This window comes from Haloferax sp. DFSO52 (assembly GCF_048158745.1).
GTDB lineage: Archaea > Halobacteriota > Halobacteria > Halobacteriales > Haloferacaceae > Haloferax.
This window is the reverse complement of sequence record NZ_JBLOPB010000002.1, coordinates 171205-188031: the sequence shown is the minus strand read 5'-3', so window position 1 is coordinate 188031 and position 16827 is coordinate 171205. Positions and strand designations below refer to the sequence as shown.

General features: G+C 60.2%; 17 protein-coding genes and 2 tRNA genes. 7 read left to right on the top strand and 12 right to left on the bottom strand.

Annotation, left to right across the window (positions count from 1 at the left end):
- Positions 1 to 148: 148 nt before the first annotated feature.
- Positions 149 to 1645 (top strand): FAD-binding oxidoreductase, encoded by a 1497-nt coding sequence (locus ACK3SC_RS10670; protein ID WP_416840157.1) that lies wholly within the window; start codon positions 149 to 151, stop codon positions 1643 to 1645.
- 125 nt (positions 1646 to 1770) lie between these two features.
- On the opposite strand, the gene ACK3SC_RS10665 is transcribed toward ACK3SC_RS10670, so the two are convergent.
- Positions 1771 to 2334, bottom strand: a complete 564-nt coding sequence (locus ACK3SC_RS10665) for a hypothetical protein (protein ID WP_416840156.1) — start codon at positions 2332 to 2334, stop codon at positions 1771 to 1773.
- 91 nt (positions 2335 to 2425) lie between these two features.
- A complete protein-coding gene (locus tag ACK3SC_RS10660; protein WP_416840155.1) occupies positions 2426 to 3064 on the bottom strand; it encodes a cysteine hydrolase family protein in 639 nt (212 codons plus the stop codon).
- Between the two features lie 281 nt (positions 3065 to 3345).
- On the opposite strand from ACK3SC_RS10660, the gene ACK3SC_RS10655 reads away from it, so the two are divergent.
- Complete coding sequence (locus ACK3SC_RS10655) at positions 3346 to 4587, top strand: tyrosine-type recombinase/integrase (RefSeq protein ID WP_416840154.1); 1242 nt, start codon at positions 3346 to 3348, stop codon at positions 4585 to 4587.
- 5 nt (positions 4588 to 4592) lie between these two features.
- Here ACK3SC_RS10655 and ACK3SC_RS10650 read toward each other — a convergent pair whose 3' ends face one another.
- Together ACK3SC_RS10650 and ACK3SC_RS10645 are read right to left on the bottom strand one after the other, a co-directional pair.
- Entirely contained in the window at positions 4593 to 4784 is a 192-nt protein-coding gene (locus tag ACK3SC_RS10650; protein ID WP_416840153.1) for a hypothetical protein, read from the bottom strand.
- Positions 4785 to 5069: 285 nt separating this feature from the next.
- Complete coding sequence (locus ACK3SC_RS10645) at positions 5070 to 5363, bottom strand: hypothetical protein (RefSeq protein WP_416840152.1); 294 nt, start codon at positions 5361 to 5363, stop codon at positions 5070 to 5072.
- A 412-nt stretch (positions 5364 to 5775) separates the two neighbouring features.
- On the opposite strand from ACK3SC_RS10645, the gene ACK3SC_RS10640 reads away from it, so the two are divergent.
- Positions 5776 to 6042 (top strand): hypothetical protein, encoded by a 267-nt coding sequence (locus ACK3SC_RS10640; RefSeq protein WP_416840151.1) that lies wholly within the window; start codon positions 5776 to 5778, stop codon positions 6040 to 6042.
- A gap of 471 nt (positions 6043 to 6513) precedes the next feature.
- Here the strand turns inward: ACK3SC_RS10640 and ACK3SC_RS10635 are convergent, their stop codons facing one another.
- The 3 genes from ACK3SC_RS10635 to ACK3SC_RS10625 form a co-directional block, all read right to left on the bottom strand.
- The gene (locus ACK3SC_RS10635) at positions 6514 to 7596 is read right to left on the bottom strand and encodes a hypothetical protein (RefSeq protein WP_416840150.1); all 1083 of its coding nucleotides are present in this window, start codon (positions 7594 to 7596) and stop codon (positions 6514 to 6516) included.
- Positions 7597 to 7836: 240 nt separating this feature from the next.
- Positions 7837 to 7908, bottom strand: a tRNA-Thr gene (locus tag ACK3SC_RS10630).
- Between the two features lie 78 nt (positions 7909 to 7986).
- Complete coding sequence (locus ACK3SC_RS10625) at positions 7987 to 8664, bottom strand: hypothetical protein (protein WP_416840149.1); 678 nt, start codon at positions 8662 to 8664, stop codon at positions 7987 to 7989.
- A gap of 60 nt (positions 8665 to 8724) precedes the next feature.
- Between ACK3SC_RS10625 and ACK3SC_RS10620 the strand changes: the two genes are divergently transcribed.
- Entirely contained in the window at positions 8725 to 9420 is a 696-nt protein-coding gene (locus tag ACK3SC_RS10620) for an enoyl-CoA hydratase/isomerase family protein (RefSeq protein ID WP_416840148.1), read from the top strand.
- On the opposite strand, the gene ACK3SC_RS10615 is transcribed toward ACK3SC_RS10620, so the two are convergent.
- Positions 9421 to 10251, bottom strand: a complete 831-nt coding sequence (locus ACK3SC_RS10615; protein ID WP_416840147.1) for an NAD+ synthase — start codon at positions 10249 to 10251, stop codon at positions 9421 to 9423.
- 306 nt (positions 10252 to 10557) lie between these two features.
- On the opposite strand from ACK3SC_RS10615, the gene ACK3SC_RS10610 reads away from it, so the two are divergent.
- Together ACK3SC_RS10610 and ACK3SC_RS10605 are read left to right on the top strand one after the other, a co-directional pair.
- A tRNA-Gly gene (locus tag ACK3SC_RS10610) sits at positions 10558 to 10628 on the top strand.
- 368 nt (positions 10629 to 10996) lie between these two features.
- Positions 10997 to 11386 carry a cupin domain-containing protein gene (locus ACK3SC_RS10605; RefSeq protein WP_416840146.1) on the top strand — a complete coding sequence of 130 codons (390 nt, stop codon included), beginning with the start codon at positions 10997 to 10999 and terminating at the stop codon, positions 11384 to 11386.
- A 71-nt stretch (positions 11387 to 11457) separates the two neighbouring features.
- Here ACK3SC_RS10605 and ACK3SC_RS10600 read toward each other — a convergent pair whose 3' ends face one another.
- From ACK3SC_RS10600 to ACK3SC_RS10590, 3 genes are all read right to left on the bottom strand, one after another.
- Positions 11458 to 11637 (bottom strand): hypothetical protein, encoded by a 180-nt coding sequence (locus ACK3SC_RS10600; protein WP_416840145.1) that lies wholly within the window; start codon positions 11635 to 11637, stop codon positions 11458 to 11460.
- Positions 11638 to 11683: 46 nt separating this feature from the next.
- Positions 11684 to 11980 carry a hypothetical protein gene (locus ACK3SC_RS10595; RefSeq protein WP_416840144.1) on the bottom strand — a complete coding sequence of 99 codons (297 nt, stop codon included), beginning with the start codon at positions 11978 to 11980 and terminating at the stop codon, positions 11684 to 11686.
- A gap of 189 nt (positions 11981 to 12169) precedes the next feature.
- The gene (locus tag ACK3SC_RS10590; RefSeq protein ID WP_416840143.1) at positions 12170 to 13087 is read right to left on the bottom strand and encodes an acyltransferase; all 918 of its coding nucleotides are present in this window, start codon (positions 13085 to 13087) and stop codon (positions 12170 to 12172) included.
- Between the two features lie 175 nt (positions 13088 to 13262).
- On the opposite strand from ACK3SC_RS10590, the gene ACK3SC_RS10585 reads away from it, so the two are divergent.
- Entirely contained in the window at positions 13263 to 14558 is a 1296-nt protein-coding gene (locus ACK3SC_RS10585; RefSeq protein ID WP_416840142.1) for a glycoside hydrolase family 68 protein, read from the top strand.
- A gap of 82 nt (positions 14559 to 14640) precedes the next feature.
- On the opposite strand, the gene ACK3SC_RS10580 is transcribed toward ACK3SC_RS10585, so the two are convergent.
- Entirely contained in the window at positions 14641 to 16818 is a 2178-nt protein-coding gene (locus ACK3SC_RS10580) for a GH32 C-terminal domain-containing protein (protein ID WP_416840141.1), read from the bottom strand.
- Between the last annotated feature and the right edge of the window lie 9 nt (positions 16819 to 16827).

The following is a 16827-nucleotide window of genomic DNA, read 5'->3' as shown; positions in this document are numbered from 1 at the left end:
GTCTTCAGACCCCGTCCCGTAGCGAGAGGACGTTGACCCATCAGAAGACCAGTCTGTCCGTAACAAAATAATAGTGCATTATGCTAGCTGGCGACGTACTAACACGATTGTAGAGTCGCCAATCAGACCGACTACAGGAGAATAGATCATGACAGAAACAACACTCATTACACGGGACGGCGCGACCACGACACTGTCCGAGGATGCGCTCGAATCGTTCAGCCAACAACTGCGTGGCTCAGTACTCACCCCTGAAGACGAGGGGTACGCAGATGCAACACTCATCTGGAACGGTATGGTCGAAAAGACACCGGCACTCGTCGTCCAACCGACCGGCACCGCCGACGTCGTCGCCGCGGTGAACTTTGCCCGCGAGCACGACCTGCTTCTCTCAATCCGCGGTGGCGGACACAACATCGCCGGTACGGCACTTGCCGACGGCGGCCTGACCATCGACATGTCGTCGCTTCGTGGCGTCATCGTCGACCCCGAGGCGCGAACTGTGACGGCCCAGGGCGGGTGTATTCTCGGCGACGTAGACCGCGAGACGCAACTGCATGGACTCGTCACACCACTCGGCTTCGTCTCCGAGACGGGTATCGCCGGCCTGACGCTCGGCGGGGGATTCGGCTACCTGACCCGTCGGTTCGGGTGGGCGGTAGACAACCTCGAGTCGGTCGAAATCGTCACCGCCGACGGCGAAGTCCGTCTGGCGAGTCGAGAGTCGGATCCCGACCTCTTCTGGGGCGTCAGAGGTGCCGGTGCCAATCTCGGTGTCGTCACCTCGTTCACCTATCGCCTCCACGAAGTCGGTCCGACCGTCTACGGCGGCCTCATCGCCTGGCCGTTCGACCGCGCCGAGGAAGTCGCCGCAACGTATCAGGAGATAACGGCCAACGGGCCACAGGAACTGACGGCTTTCCTGCTGTTACGGCGGGCACCGGCAGCGCCGTTCGTCCCACCAGAGTGGCACGGGAAACACATCTGTGCGATGGCCATCTGCTATTCGGGTGACCTCGACGACACAGACGAGGCCCTCGCTCCGATTCGGGCGCTGGGCGACCCGGTCGTAGACCTGCTCCAAGCGCAACCGTACACGCAACTTCAGTCGTACCTCGACGCGACACAACCCAAGGGGAACCACTACTACTGGAAGACCGAGTTCGCCGCCGAACTGAGCGACGACCTCCTCGAAACCATGCAGAAACTGGCGCTGGACTGCCCCATCCCGGGTGCGCAGATGGTCATCGCCCACATCGGTGGCGCGCTCAACGACCACGACGCAGACGACGGTGTTGTCGGCAACCGTGACGCTCACTTCGCCTACGGCGCTGCTGGGATGTGGGAACCGTCAGACCCCAACGGGGACGAGTACAAACAGTGGGTTCGCGACGCCTGGGCGGAGTTCCGCCCCTTCTCGACAGGGGGGAACTACATCAATTTCCAGACGATGGACGAGGATGACGAACGCGTGCAGGCCACCTACGGTGATAACTTCGAGCGACTGCTCGCTGTCAAAGAGCGCTACGACCCCGAAAACGTATTCCGCACGAATCGGAACGTCCGCCGCCCAGAACTCACAAAAGACTTCGCTGGTGGCACAGACCAGTCACCGGAAACTGGCCACAGACCAGAACACGCGTAAGCGTTTCGAGGGGCCAACACACAGTGACCCTAACCAGTCTCGTCGACCCTACTCAGTCCACATGTTTCGACCTACTTGATGTCGGACGAGTGGAATCACTTGGAGGAGGAATATTCGACGCTTAGTTACTTCTCACCAGTCGCCCAGATCGTGTACGTGTCGATGGTCTCGGGAGCGTCGTCGCCGAATTTGAACTGGAACCGCTGCGTTTCACCGGGGGGGAGTGACCACTTGAGCGTTCTCGAGTACGGACCGGCATCACCGGGATCCACTGTTGCGTGGACAGTCACCGACTCGAACTCCGTGTCAGTCTCGTTGGCGACTGTTCCGGCGACACCTTGCACACCGTTCATCGTGTAGTGATAGTGGTCAGTGAACGTGAGTCCGTCCGTCTGTTTGTCTGTCGCCACGGTCCCTTTTTCTTCGGTTGCGGCGGCGTTCTTTCCCTTCTCGGTGGTCTCTGTCTCGTCAGAGTCGCCGATGTCTGCGGAGGGTGTCTCCGTTTCAGTTGTCGTTTCTGTCGGCGTTTCGGTCGGTGTCTGGGTCGCTGTCTCGGTGGGTTCTGGTGTGTCAGTCTCATCAGCTTGGCCGCCACCGCCCCCTTGTGACCCCGACGAACATCCTGCAACAGCGACAGCGATACCCACTGACCCGACGGTCCGTAACCAGTCTCTCCGAGTGAAAGTCATGAATAGTAGTTAGTCACCCAACAGGTAATTCGTTTCGGCGTGTGAAGTCAACGCATAGAATGGTGAGGGGGAGGGGCCTGTTTCAGTCCGGTTAGTCGTCCGCTGGAGCGGGTTCCTTGCGGGCGAGTCTCGGCATGACTTCCTCGGTCGTTGCAGTCTCGTGCGCGATGAACCCGTAGTTGGTGTAGGCGGCCTGGAGTGCCTCCTTCCCAGCGGCGGCGGTTGCATCGGTGACCACCAGTACCTCGAATCCTGCCTCGACTGCGTCGCGGAGGTGTGACTCGACACAGAGGTTCGCGCTCATGCCCGCGAGCACGATGGTGTCGATCCCGCGCTGGCGGAGTTGTGTGTTGATGTCGTTACTCCAGAACCCGCTCAGTTGCTTGTGCGGTGCGCAAACGAACGTGTTGTCGTCCGGTTGCAGTTCCGGGACGAATGCGCTCCCCGAACCCGCGCGGTCGAACATCCGAGTTTCGAACATCATCCCGTCGATGGTGTTCAGGTGCTGCCAACTCTCGTACTCGTCCGCTTCGTAGTAATGCGGCGAGTAGAATACCTTGATGCCACCCTCGCGTGCTGCATCGCGGAGTTTGACGAGGTTGTCGACGACGTTGTTCTCTTCGACTGTCTCACCGACGTGGTCCCAGACGACGCTCTCCGGTTTCAGGAAGTCTACCTGTGGGTCGGTTATCAGTAGTGCTGTGCGCTCTGGTGTTATTTGTACGGCCATTTTCACCACCAGATGAAGATACGTTTCGTGGGACGATATAGAAAATGTTACTTGGGGAATACTGTCCGAATGTTCTGTGAGTTCGGTTACTTTTCAGGTAGGTTGTGTGGTCGAATGGTTGAACCGATGTCTCTCGACTGTATAATCCTGAGTTCGACGGTAGGTCGATGGTGTCGTAATCCGGGGAGACGAATCGCTCAGGAAGTTAGTTTCAGAAAAAGCCTAGGCAGGGATGTGAACACGACCTTCATAATCTCACGGCTAAACATAATGGTATCGCCATGAGCGATCCCGCCAAAAACATCGTGGCGCTCGAAAAGCGCATCCGCGACTCGGGCGACATCGGTGACTCCGACCGCGAACTGCTGCTGGAGTTCAGCCGTCGTCTCGACCTTCTCGACTCGCAATACGGCGACTACCGCCGCGAAAAGCTCGTCCGTCACTGCACCATCATGTCCGAGAACGTCGGTGGTCTCGCGGACGCGCTTACCGACCGAGAAGCAACCGAACGTATCGTCTCGTGGATAAAGACCGAATACGACAACGAATACACCAAGCACGACTACCGGACGGCTCTCCGGATGTTCGGCGAACACGTCACCGACGAGGAGGGGAAACCCGAGAGCATCGTGTGGGTTCCGACAGGAACTAGTAACAGCCACGACCCGGTTCCGAATCCAGCCGAGATGCTTGAGTGGGAGACTGACGTGCTCCCGATGATCGATGAGTCGCGCAACTCCCGCGACGCTGCACTCATCGCCGTCGCGTTCGACGCAGGGGCACGCAGTGGTGAACTCAAGGAACTCACCGTCGGTGACGTGAACGACCACCGCCACGGCCTGCAGGTCTTCGTGGATGGGAAGACGGGTCAGCGGTCGGTGACACTCGTGCCGAGCGTGCCCTACCTCCGTCGGTGGCTCAGCGATCACCCCGACACCGACGACCGTGACGCGCCATTGTGGTCGAAGCTCTCGAAGCCGGAGCCGTTGACCTACAGGCGATTTCTGGATTGCTTCAAGGACGCCGCACGGCGTGTAAGCGTGGACAAGCCCGTCACGCCCACTAACTTCCGCAAATCGAACGCCACGTACCTCGCGCGTCGAGGGATGAGTCAGGCGTTCATCGAAGATCGGCAGGGACGGAAACGCGGGAGCGACGCGACGGCACACTACATCGCGCGGTTCGGCGGTGACGCAGACGACCAGTACGCGAGGCTCCACGGACAGGAGGTCGAAACCGAGGAACCCGAACCAATCGGCCCCCTCACCTGTCCCCGGTGCGACAAGGAAACGCCGCGCCACGAGGACGTGTGCGTCTGGTGCGGTCAGTCGCTCGATTATGACGCGGTGGCGAACATTCGCGCGGAGCAGCGTGAACTCCGGGACGCGGTTCTCCGCATCTCCCAGCAGAATCCATCCGTCCTCGACGACTTCCGACGGGCGAGATACCTCACGACGATTTTCGAGGACGACCCCGAACTCTACGAGGACGCAAAGCAGTTCGTGGAGACGTTGTCCGGCTAATAGCGTCATTCCCCGACGCGCTCTTTGAGGTCGTCAAGCAGCCGTTGTATCTCCTCGATGTCCTTCACGTCGCCACCGTTTGCGAGCGCCGCGAGAGCGTACCCTTGGGCCTCCTCGCCACCGTGAGCGAGTACACGGGCGAGGAATTCACGATTCTCCGAGACGTACTCCGTCATCTCCATTTCGTTATTCATCATTGTCACTCTCCTCACGCAAGAGCCGCAAGCAGAGGCCGATAGCGTGAGATTTACAGACGACCCGCTTTCCCATCGAAGGATAGCGCACCCGAAGCAGCGGACTCTCCCGGCGGCAGCCGAGCGCACCGCAGCACGTTGCGTCTACGTCCTCGATGTGGAGGTTGGCGATTACCGTCCGACTAGCGGTGGGCGTAACGCCTTTGCTGTCGGCGGGAGAAGCCCGTGATGAGGAGGTGCGGGCCAATTCTCCCGTACTTTTGCTAATGTCGTTGAGTCACCCGTTTATCAGAGTTCCACCGTGTTCTGCGCCCGGATGCGCTCCTTCAACGCCTCCACCAACTCTCGCTTCGCCTGCGCGTCGGTGACGCGAATCTCGTTGCGGAAAGTGATCGCGTTCCCCTCCTGCATGGCTTCTGGAACGGCATCGAGAACCTCGGCGTCGGTCAGCTCCCTGTTTGCAGGAACCGACCCACCGTCAGTTGATGCAACTTCTTCGCCGTGAGCGAACCGGAGGTGACCGGGGAGACCACGGGGGTCGAGCGTTTCGCCGCAGATGTCGCAGCGTACTGGTTCTGCCATACGGGAATTCTTTAGAATCCGGGGGATAATAAGCGGCTAAACACAAGGCCGCCGTCTTGCGATTTCGGATTTGGAATAATGGCAACTAGCACGAATCGCAGAAACCGCATGACGGCGGAGTTGTGATGGAAAATCAGGAATCGCAGTACGGCGGAGGTGTGATGGGCCACTCAAGCCGACATAATTCCGAAACTCATTCCGAGAATCAAACCCCAATTGTCGAAGCAATAATGGTGCAAGTGGCACTGATGAAATCCTCAATTAGTGATAGATCTCAGCGTGCGTGCTGAATACATAGCGCGAGTCGGTCACGAGCGAGCGGTCTAAACGGTTCGATTGGAGCGGTCGATACAGAGGGAGCATATCTCAACTGTTCGAAACGTATTTCCCAGCCCGAGCAGTGTCACGGAATATGAATTACTGGCGGAAGGCGGCACTCGGGGTCATCCTCGGGGTCGTGTTGATTCCGCTGGGGTATCTCATCACCCCACCGGGGATGACCCTCGCTCAGTGTGCCGACTCGTCGAAGTTCATCCTCAAAGGGATACACTGGTTCTACCTCGTCTGGAGTGACGGCTGTAACACCCACTACTTCCCCCTACTCACCGTGCTTGGCGGTATCTCGATTGCTGTTGGGAGTAGCTACGGTGTCGTCGCTACTGGGCGTCGGATGAGATAGATACAGAGGAATAGTTATGTGTCACTACACCTTCCTCAAATGAAATGTCCTCCGCTCAATCAACACTCCCAATTCGGACTGCCATAACCCGAGAGTACATCAAGCGATATGCGTTCGTTGTGGTTGGTCTCGCCGTCACGACTCTTGGGGGGACTCGTGCCGTACAGTTGTTTACCCCGGCCAGCCTCGCACGGCGAGCTAGTCAAGTCCTTCAAGAACTGGTCATCTGGGGAAGTCTCACACTCGCAGGAATCGTCCTCATTCTCATCGGAGTAACCGCAATTATCCAGCAGGCTGTCGCAGATGGAAATACCCGATAAGCCACACAGAGATGCCGTAATCTGAACGAGTAACACACCATCACCTCGTGCTGAACTCAGCCTCTATATTCAGCACGGCATTCTTGACAGATTGTGGGTAGCTTATTGAGTCGTACTGTAAATTGTTCTACTAACTAATGGGCTACAGGAGTCAAACACCGCCGATAATAGACGTTTGACGCGGTCCGGTCATGACTGCTGCAGCCGGTGGTGGTTCCCACACGGAACCAACTAGATGTCTCATCAACCGCTCTGCGTCGTCCCCCGAGTAGCTACCGGGGTTCAGACCGTATCCGACGCCGACGAACTCCCACGTTCCTTCGACGCTTCCTTCCGACGCCGGTGATTTCATCGCCTCAGAGAGCGCGGCAGACGCTGAGAACTGCCGCTTTCCCGTCACCCACAGAAGCGCCGCGAACGCCTCGTATCCGGGTATCTGCTGCTGTTCCCCAGTCTCCCGCACGGTAGTTTTCCCGAGGTACTTCATCAGATACGCGGCAGGGTTCCGTACCTGCGCGGAACGGCCCCGAGCGACTGACACGGCGTTTTCGTGGGCTTCGGCCCCACCGATGTCGTATTTTTCCACCCACAGGTCATGGACTTTCTCGGTGAGGGAATAATCGGCTTTCCCGAAAACCGCGACGTGAAGGTGGGGATAGCCCGATTTGTGCGGTTCAACGACCCGGATGTATTCCGTCCGCCAGCCCTCGGTGGCTCGGTTGAGTACCCGCCGGAACTTGTCCCACCCGTCGAGGAGATCGGCCAGCACCTCACCCGGTGGTCGCGGGTCGCCATTCTCGTCGCGCTGGTGAGCAGTGAGCGAGAGCATCGTCACCGGGGTCGGTCCTTCCCCGAATATCCGATTCAGTTCCCGCTCTGCGCCCTTGAGCTTCGCGTACATCATCGTCCGGTACTGCTCAGTCCATCGGTGGTTGTATGGCAGAACGCGAACTTCGTCGCTCTCGCGCTCATGCAGCACCAGCGTCGCGTTCTTCTTGTTCTCGATGTATTCGTGAAGGGCGTCGATGCCGTCAGTAACCGACCCGATTCGAGCGTTGTTGGCTTCGCTGACGGAACGGTACTCGACTTCTCCCGTCAGCGGCAGTTCCTCGGGGTCGAGTGTTTCCCCGAACGTCTCCTGACCGGCGGAAGGACGGGCGAGCGTGGCGTTTCCACCGTCGCGGACACTTAGTCTACGGGAGCCGAGAGCGTGGGTGTCCGGGGCCGTGCTCATCGCGGCCACCCCGGATAGGAGTGTGCGAAATCACGTTTCCGACGAGCCGCGCCGCGCGGCTCGCGGCCTTTACCCACCCATGCTCGCCCGCAGAGCGGGCTGCGCGTTGACTCCCACCCTCCACTCCCGCCCACCTCCACGTTCTCGCACTCGCGCCGCTGGCGCTCGTGCTGCGCTTTCGCAGGCAGAAGATACCCACCGCTACGGAAGGTGAATGTGGGATATGAAGGAAACCTGTCAAGCCTAGGCCGGGATTTGAACCCGGGCTCTCGTCCTTACCAAGGACGCGCTTTACCGCTAAGCTACCCAGGCAGGCATTCCTTGGTTGTCCGGGTTACTCTTTAGGGGTTTCGATTCGGAACGGGGCAGAACCGTGGTAGCGTATGTCGATTAGCGGTCTGCAGTCGAGGTGACCGGGTCGTCTCCACCGCCCCCTTGATAGAGTGCTGCGATACGCTCGACAGTCGCTTCGGAAACCGTCTCTGCGGCGGGTGGCAGGTCACCGTCCTGAGTCTTCGCCAATCCGGCCGCGTACTCGACGAGTGCGGTTGGTGGCAGCGACCCCACGGCGGTCGTTCCAGCGACGACTGCGAGGGTGCAGATATTCACTTCGAGGTTGCTGTCGAGGACAGCACGCTCACCTTCTGGTGCGGTTCGGAGTCGCGTCTGGTCGCGTCCAAAGGCACGAACTGTCTCGACGGCGTGGTCCGCTGCCTCGGTCCGAGCGAGGAGATAGAAGCCACGCGAGACGAGAACGTCTGCGGCGAGGATATCGAGGTCGGCGTCGGTGTCGTCCTCGGACGAGTCGAGGTGTCTCCACGGTTCGTCGCGAGCGAGCAGTCGAGTGAGTCGAAGCCCTTCGTAGATGAGTTGCACTCCGGCGGCACGCGGTGCCATGCTGTTCAGGTCGACGTTGGGTTCGACAGCCCGCGCGCTCACGAACGTGAGCACCGCCGGTGTCAGCGAGGCGGCGTCGAGGCGTTCGTCCAGCGCCGCGCGTAGGGCATCGGGTTCGATATCCGACAGGGCCTCACGCGCAGCCTCACGGGCTCGCACGGCGTCGTCCATCGGCCGAGACTTACGGTTGGGAGGCCAAAGACCTTTGGAAAACCACGGCACAACGTGGATATGATACGGACGACAGACGATGGTGACCTTCTGGTCGTGACTATCGACCGACCAGAACGACGAAACGCGCTCAGACCGGCAGACCTCGACGAGCTAGAGCGAGCAATCGAGGAGGCAGACGCACCGGTCGTCCTCCTCCGCGGGAGCGGCCCCGCATTCTGCGCTGGCGCTGACCTCGACAGCGTCGCAGAACTCTCCGACCCAGGGGGGTTCGCCCGACAGGGACAACGCGTCGCAGACACCATCGAAAACACTGATTCTGTCGTCGTCGCCGGCATCGACGGAGCAGCCCGCGGCGGCGGCGTCGAACTCGCGCTCGCCTGCGACGTCCGAGTCGCAACGCCACGGGCCACACTTGGCGAACCAGGTGTCCGGATTGGACTCTTCGGTGCGTGGGGCGGAACCGTCCGATTGCCACGCATCGTCGGTGAGGGACACGCACTGGAGTTTTCTCTCTCGGGTCGCGTCGTCGATGCCGAAGAAGCACTCCAGATGGGACTCGTCTCACGAATCGTCAACGACCCCTCCGAAGTCGCTACGTCGATGGCGGACAACGACCACCAGTCGCTCCGAATCATCAAAGAACGGCTTCGCGACCAGCGGGACGACGAGACTCGCTTGCGTGCAGAGGCCGACGGGTTCGCCGCACTTCACGACGCAAACGTCGACGACATCGCGTCGTCGCGAACCGAGTAACTACAGATCTAGTTCGGCCGGTGCGGGCGGCATCGACCGCTTGTGCGCACTTCGTTCGTAGAGTTCGACGACGCGGTCGACCTGTGCTTCGGTCACGTCGAGGTGGCGAACGGTTGCAGACTTCGAAAGTGGACCATCGACGTGGAGCGCGAGAACAGCGTCGAGAACGTCGTAGGTGAGTCCGAGTTCGGTCTCGTCTGTCTGACCACTCCACATCTCTGCGGAGGGCGTTTGCATGACGAGGTCTTCGGGGACGCCGACGTGAGCGGCCAGTTGGCGGACCTGTTGCTTGTAGAGGTTGCCGATAGGGTTGCAGTCGACAGCCTGGTCACCGTACTTCGTGAAGTAGCCCGTCATCGCCTCTGCCCGGTTTCCGGTTCCGAGGACGATGCGGTTCTCGTGGTTCGCGACGAAGTAGTTGAGGACGCCGCGAGTGCGGACGTAGACGTTTCCGGCGGCCATGCGGTCGTTCGCCGCTTCGGGGAACGTGTCGAAGATCTTCTTCGCGATGGGCTGAATCTCGACGACATCGTACTCGATACCGAGCATCTCGGCGACACCCTCTGCGTCGCTCATCATATCTTCGGCATTCGCGACACTCGGCATGACGAGGCCGTGAAGCCCGTCTTCGCCGAGGGCCTCGACGGCGAGGAATGCGGTGAGTGTCGAGTCGATGCCGCCGGAGAGACCAAGCACCGCACCGTCAGCCCCTGCTGCGTCGACGGTGTCGCGGATGAACGACGTGATGTGGTCGCGGTGGGCGTCGAGTTCGGCGTCCGAGAGCCGGAGGTCGAGTGGCGCGCCCTCCGAGAGAACGTCAATATCAGTCATTGAAACTCGATTAGAACTGAGACGCCAAATAGTCACTCGTTAGTGAAAGAGAGTGGACGAGCGTCCAGTTTCGAGAGACGACAGTCTAGTGAAACGCTACGTTCAAGTGCCCCCGCAGTCTACGGATTTTTGCTTCGAAAGAGCGCCGATGTGTTGGCGAACGCAGTGAGGCAACGCACGAGGCGAACGTAGTGAGCGCCGATGGGTGACGGAACGAAGTGACGTCAGCCCCGGGGCGCAAGCGAAGCGTAGCGCGCCGATGTATCACAGCGCGAAGCGGTGTGATGCACGAAGCGAGTGCAACGAGCGCCGATGGTCCAGTGGTAGGACACGAGCTTCCCAAGCTCGAAGCCCGGGTTCAATTCCCGGTCGGCGCATTTCTACCGAGACGACGAGCGAGCAACCGCTTTGCGTGTTGCTCGCCTCTGTCGAGGGTGTATGCGACCCGGAGGGAATTGAATCAAGGAGCGACCGAGAGGGAGCGACTGGGGTTCAATTCCTGACGAGACACAGTCTCGTCAACGTTCACTTCACGTCGTTCAGTGAACACCCGGTCGGCGCATTTCTACCGAGACAACGTCCGAACAACCGCTCTGCGTGTTACTCGTCAGGTAGACACGTTCCCGAGAGGGTGAAAATCGTGAATCAACTACTGAGAGCGGACAGTAGTGTCTATGTATCCACAAACGCTCGCAAAGAAAGCAATAAATCCACGACCAACATACTTATAAGTGGAGAATGTAACATGGCCGCAGAACCAATGGAACAGCACGCCAACCTATCGACGTTGGAGCCGGCATTCGAGGCTGAAGGAATAGCCATTCGAGAAGTCGAGTGGGGAGAGATGCACGTCGACATCGAGTCTTTCGAGACTGCGTTCGATACCACGCCGTTGATGAAAGGCCTTCCAGACGACCGATGTCAATGTCCACACTGGGGATACATCCTCGAAGGACGGATGACCGTCAACTACGCAGACCACGAAGAGACAGTCGAAGCAGGCGAAGCCTATCACTTAGCCCCAGGTCACCTCGTCTCGATGGAGGCCGGGACTGAACTCGTCGAATTTAGCCCGAAAGACGAGTTCAAGAAGACGATGGACGTCGTCGCAAAGAACATCGAAGCATCCGCATAGACTGCGAATGGTTTTTTCAGAATACTCGCTCGGATAACCGACGGTGGGTCACGGAAGTCGGGAGACGACTGTTAGAAAAACAACTCTTGTACGTCGTCGAACTCGACTGAGTTCGGATCGAACGCGAGGCTCTGGTTCCGCTGTCGAACCAACGCGTGACGCTCGAGCACCGCGTCGAATTCGAGAATCGCCTGCTCGAGCTCGCGTGCGAGCGCGTCGAGTTCGTCGTGGAGCTCACTGTTTTCGGCCATGCTACTCAACGATTAGCGGGGGACCGTAAAATGGACACGGCCTCGGTCAGTGCAGCCGTCGCGTGCAGTTCCAACAGAGGTCGAACGTCGTATCGGCCTCGTTCGTGGCACCACACTCGGGGCAGATGCGCTCGCCCGTCGGTGTGACCTGGACACTGGTTCGAGAACGGTCCTCGAACGAGGACGCGATTTCGGGGTGGACGTATCGGTCCATTCGGTCGGAGTCTCGACCGACTCCATCACCCATCGTCGGTTCTCCACCGTTGACGAGATATCGATAGACCAGTAGCTGGAGTAAGGTCAACCCGAGGGCGTAAATGACGATCCAACCCCAGACGTCCATCACACAATGAACTACGTTAGCATGCTATATCGTTTCTTCGGTCAAATTACAGAGTAATCACCCCCGTCACGGCCCACGTCCCGGGTGTGTCGGCACTGTCAGTTGGACGCCGTCGTCGATAGCGGCGTTCGAACAATGGAAGCGAATGCCCTGAGAGAAGCGGCGAACGCCGAGAGAGAACTGCCGAGACTACCGCGACCGATGTGGTTTGACCGGTCCACCAACGTCCCGGCCAAACTCGTCGAACACGTCGATGTCCTCCGGAAGGTCGTACGGGATCTCACGTTCGTCGGCCAGTCGTTCGTCACCGGCTTCGAGGGGGTCTGCGACCTCTTCGAATCCGGGTTTGATCTTCACACTCTTTGCGGGTGCGCCGACGGCGATGTGGTGTGCCGGAACGTCGCCCTGAACGATCGACCGAGCGCCGACGATGGCGTTCTCGCCGATGTGGGTGCCAGCGTTCACCATCGCAGCGAACGTGATTCGGGCGTCGTCGCCGATTTTCGTGTGGTAGTTTCGGACTTCGGTCTGGTCGACGACGTCGTGGGCGTGACTGTAGATGTGTGCGTCGTCAGAGATGGAGACACGGTTGCCAATCGTGAGTTTTCCCCGGTCGTCGAGGTGGACGTTGTCGTGGATGACGGTGTTGTCGCCGACGGTGATGTTGTGGCCGTACGAGAACGTGACGTCTTTGAATATTCGGAGGTTGTCGCCTGCATCCTCGAAGAGGTGAGTGGCGAGCATCTGTCGGAACCGAAGCGCGAAATCGACGTTATCCGCCATGGGCGTCGTGTCGAACTGCCGCCAGAGCCACTGGAGATACTTCGACCGCTTGAATTTCTCGGCGTCTTTCTCCGCGTAATACTCGGCTTCGAGCGTGGCGTTACACGGGTCGTAGCCCTGCAGTCGAACTCGCTCGGCCGGCGAAACGGGTTCGCCATCTTGCCATCGCTCCCACGCTTCTCGGTCACCGAAGAGGTCGATGAGCGTCTCCTGGACGACCTGACACGTGTCTTCTTCCGAAGAGAGACGTTCGTCTACGTCGTCGATGAAGGCCTGGAGGCCCTCCTCAGCATCGTCCGGAAGCGAAACGTGGACCTTCGTCATTACCACTTCGTTCACTGTCGGCGTTCAAATGGGTTCGGTTGTGAATCGCCCGGAACAGTCGGTGAAACGGCAATTTTAGCTGGGTTTTAGAGCGATGGCATCCAACTACTACCTCAGTAGTAACAATCGGCGCAAAATGGTGAGACATATCCCACCCGAGCAAAATCATCAATCTATGAGTGACGGATTCACACGAGACACCCCGGCATGGACGCGGGCCCACGCCGAGGGACTCCGCCGCGACGACTCGAACGTCGCGCCAATCATCTACCCACCAGACGAACGACTCGACGAAGAACTCCACATCTGGGATACGTGGTTGCTCCGCGATCGAGACGGTTCGGTCGCAGAAATCGACGGCTGTCGCGTTATCTTCGCACTCACGTCTCCGTCTGACCTCCTTCCGGGGAAGCGCCACGACGTTGCGACCATCCGGTATTTCTACTCGACCGACGGCGAGAACTGGACGACCGGTGGGCGTGTCTTCGATGGCGGTACACTCGGACAACGCCAGTGGGCGGGGTCGGCGATGTACGACCCAGACGGTGACGACGGCGAGATATACTTCTACTACACCGCTGCCGGTGACGACGACGCCGAGGAACTGACGTACACCCAGCGAATCGCCCTCGCGACGGGCGGAACCGTCCACACCGACGACTCGGAACTCCGAATCGACGGCCCGTGGGACCACCGCGTCATCCTCACCCCTGACGGCGACTGGTACGAGCGCGAAGACCAATCGCGGGGGATGATATACACCTTCCGCGACCCGTGGTTCTTCGAGGACCCGGAGTCCGGCGAGACGTACCTGCTCTTCGAAGCGAACACGCCCGTCCCCGAAGGAACTGGTGCGTGCGACGACCCGGTCTGGGAGGAGTTCAACGGCAGCATCGGAATCGCTCACTCACCGTCGGGTGACCCGACTGCGTTCGAACTGCGGCCACCACTGCTGGACGCGGTTTGCGTCAACCAGGAACTCGAACGCCCACATTTCGTCGTCCGCGACGGCACCTACTATCTCTTCATCTCCAGTCACGTCCACACTTTCGCACCCGGACTGGAAGGCTACGACGCCCTCTATGGTTTCGTCGCCGACGACCTGACCGGCGAGTACGAACCGCTCAACGGCCACGGAATGGTTCTGACCAACCCAGAAAATGCGCCCTTCCAGTCGTACTCGTGGCTCGTCTACGACCACGGCGACGAACTCCTCGTCACGTCCTTCTTCAACTACTTCGACTACAACCGGCCGAACCTCGACGACGTGTCCTTGCTTCCACCCGAAGAACAGATGCGACGCTTCGGCGGCACACTCGCCCCGACTGTCCGTCTCGGACTCGACGGTCCCGAGACAGACATCGTGGGAACGCTGGACCACGGACACCTGCCGCTTCCGCGTGAAGCACTCCCAGAATCGTGGTGGGAACAGGCTGACCGCGACGGCGACGGCGGCGGCGAATACTACTAGAGTTCGGCGACGCTCGTCACGAGTTCGGCGACCCTCGTCACTCACCTGTCGGTCTTCGACCCACGGCAGTCGACGCCGCCACTCACGCTCGTTTTCGGGCGTCGAACGCTGCGTCGAGTTCCCACGCATCGAAGTTCGACAGTTCGACCGACCCCTCATCTGTCTCTCTTCCTGCGGCGACAGTGACGCCGTCTGCGTCAGACCGAGTGGGATAGACACGCGTCGTGAGACAGCGGTTCTCGTTCGCGAACAGTTCGAGGATGGAGCCATCGACGAAGACACGAAGCGACAGTGAGTCGTCCTCGATGGGCATCGAACGCGGGTCGCGGTGCACGTCGTGGTTGCGACTGCTGTGTTCTCTGTCGACCGAGACTCGGTCACCGTCGTATCGGACCACGGTCCGCTCCAGCCTCGTCGGCGACTCGAACAGGCCGAGTTCGAACACACCGCCGTCGTCGACGGTTACCTCGAAATCGAGTTCGTACGCGTTGCCCGAGAGCGGGAGCGTGGTTCGGACACCGGCGTCGAGCGACTGGTCGGCGAGCGAGACGTGGCGACCACGGAGCGTCTCCAGTTCGCGTGCTGGACGCTGGTGGAGTGTTCCCTCCGCGTCGACTGAGAGTTCTCGCGGGAGCGAGAGCATGCCAGACCATCCAGCCTGCCACTGCGAGTTGACGCCGCGTCCCTCTTTGACCCACCCCCACGAGAGCGCCCGGCCATCGTCTGCGACGGTCGATTGCGGCGCGTAGAACTCGCCGTAGTCCAGCAGTCCCTCGTGGTCAACGTCGAAGTCGGGCGCGTCGAGGTCGGTGGTTCCGACGAAGTACCGAACGTCGTCGTAGTTCGAGACGTGGAGGAGGTCATATTCGTCGAATTCGAGGAGTTCGGGGCACTCCCAGACGGTTCCGTGGCCTTCGGTTCCGGAGTGAAGTGGGCCGACGTACTCCCACTCACGGAGGTCAGTGGACCGATAGAGAAGGGCGACACCCCCGACGTGGGCGATGGCAGAGCCGATGAGTTGGTACCAGTCGTCACCGACTTTCCAGACGGCGTGGTCACGGAATTCGGCGGCCCAGTCGTCGGTGCCGAGGATGTCGATGTCGGCGGGCGCTGACTCGATGATTGGGTTGTCTTCGGCCTTCTCCCACGACCGAAGCATCGGGTCGGTCGTCGTCGCCAGACACGGGAGTTGGTGATGGTCCCGCCCACCAGTGTAGAGAATCGTCGGCGTCCCGTCGTCGTCGACGACAGCACAGCCGGACCAACAGCCATCTCGGTCCGGTCCGTCGGGGTCCGGAGTGAGTGCGACAGGCTGGTCCTCCCAGTGAATCAGGTCCTCGCTCGTCGCGTGGCCCCAGTGAATCGACCCGTGGAACGGGCCCCCGGGGTTGTACTGGTAGAACATGTGGTACGTGCCGTCGTACTGGATGACACCGTTCGGGTCGTTCACCCAGTGGGCCGGGCCGGCGAGATGGTACCGGGGGCGATGGTGGTCGTCGCCGAGGCGTTCGCGCATCGCCGCGAATCCGTCGGGGTCGGTCGGCCGGTCCGTGAACGTCGGACGGCGGTGTGGGTCGCCACCAAGCAACGCGAGTGCGTTTCGCAACACGTGCTCGTTCGACCCCATCGTCTCGAAGTCGTGGCCGTGGTGCGAGAGGAACGACACCTCGGCACCGATACCGTACACTGCGCCGTCGCCACGCTGCCATTCGACGACCGAGTTGAGGTCGACGAGATAGTCGTCACCGTGAATGATGCTCGCCAGAATCTGCCCTTCTGCCGGGAGAATCTGGTCGTAGCGAGCGAACGGACGCGGTGATTCGGGCGGTTGCATGTGGACGCCGAGCGTGTCGAACCCCTCGAACAGCGGGTGGTCGGCGTGAATCGACTTGGTCAACAGTCCAGTGGGATGCGGTGACGTTTCGGTGCCAACCGCGTCGGGCGCGACGGGGTCGATACCCAGCACGTCGACCGCAGAGAGGGCGTTCAGCGTGAGGAGAACACCGCCGCCGTCTCGGAGATAGGTGTCGAACGCGTCGGCGCAGTCAGCGGCGAGTTCGCGGCGTTCGGCGTCGAGATGCGACTCGCAGTGCCACCAGACCACGTCGAACGCAGAGAGGTCGATTGCTCCATCAGCGATAGCGTCGAGCGAGACAGTCTCGACCGTCGAAATCGACCTCGCCCAGTCCCGTGCTGCTCGCTGTTCGTCCGTGAGTTCAGTCACCACGACGAACCCAACGCGGACGGAAAGGTCATCCATTGTCGGCGC

Coding starts and splice junctions, on each gene's coding strand:
- ACK3SC_RS10605 (WP_416840146.1), top strand. CDS start 10,997: ATGGCCGCAGAACCAATGGAACAGCACGCCAACCTATCGACGTTGGAG.
- ACK3SC_RS10615 (WP_416840147.1), bottom strand. CDS start 10,251: ATGACTGATATTGACGTTCTCTCGGAGGGCGCGCCACTCGACCTCCGG.
- ACK3SC_RS10645 (WP_416840152.1), bottom strand. CDS start 5,363: ATGGCAGAACCAGTACGCTGCGACATCTGCGGCGAAACGCTCGACCCC.
- ACK3SC_RS10595 (WP_416840144.1), bottom strand. CDS start 11,980: ATGGACGTCTGGGGTTGGATCGTCATTTACGCCCTCGGGTTGACCTTA.
- ACK3SC_RS10620 (WP_416840148.1), top strand. CDS start 8,725: ATGATACGGACGACAGACGATGGTGACCTTCTGGTCGTGACTATCGAC.
- ACK3SC_RS10650 (WP_416840153.1), bottom strand. CDS start 4,784: ATGATGAATAACGAAATGGAGATGACGGAGTACGTCTCGGAGAATCGT.
- ACK3SC_RS10580 (WP_416840141.1), bottom strand. CDS start 16,818: ATGGATGACCTTTCCGTCCGCGTTGGGTTCGTCGTGGTGACTGAACTC.
- ACK3SC_RS10625 (WP_416840149.1), bottom strand. CDS start 8,664: ATGGACGACGCCGTGCGAGCCCGTGAGGCTGCGCGTGAGGCCCTGTCG.
- ACK3SC_RS10665 (WP_416840156.1), bottom strand. CDS start 2,334: ATGACTTTCACTCGGAGAGACTGGTTACGGACCGTCGGGTCAGTGGGT.
- ACK3SC_RS10585 (WP_416840142.1), top strand. CDS start 13,263: ATGAGTGACGGATTCACACGAGACACCCCGGCATGGACGCGGGCCCAC.
- ACK3SC_RS10600 (WP_416840145.1), bottom strand. CDS start 11,637: ATGGCCGAAAACAGTGAGCTCCACGACGAACTCGACGCGCTCGCACGC.
- ACK3SC_RS10635 (WP_416840150.1), bottom strand. CDS start 7,596: ATGAGCACGGCCCCGGACACCCACGCTCTCGGCTCCCGTAGACTAAGT.
- ACK3SC_RS10640 (WP_416840151.1), top strand. CDS start 5,776: ATGAATTACTGGCGGAAGGCGGCACTCGGGGTCATCCTCGGGGTCGTG.
- ACK3SC_RS10670 (WP_416840157.1), top strand. CDS start 149: ATGACAGAAACAACACTCATTACACGGGACGGCGCGACCACGACACTG.
- ACK3SC_RS10590 (WP_416840143.1), bottom strand. CDS start 13,087: ATGACGAAGGTCCACGTTTCGCTTCCGGACGATGCTGAGGAGGGCCTC.
- ACK3SC_RS10660 (WP_416840155.1), bottom strand. CDS start 3,064: ATGGCCGTACAAATAACACCAGAGCGCACAGCACTACTGATAACCGAC.
- ACK3SC_RS10655 (WP_416840154.1), top strand. CDS start 3,346: ATGAGCGATCCCGCCAAAAACATCGTGGCGCTCGAAAAGCGCATCCGC.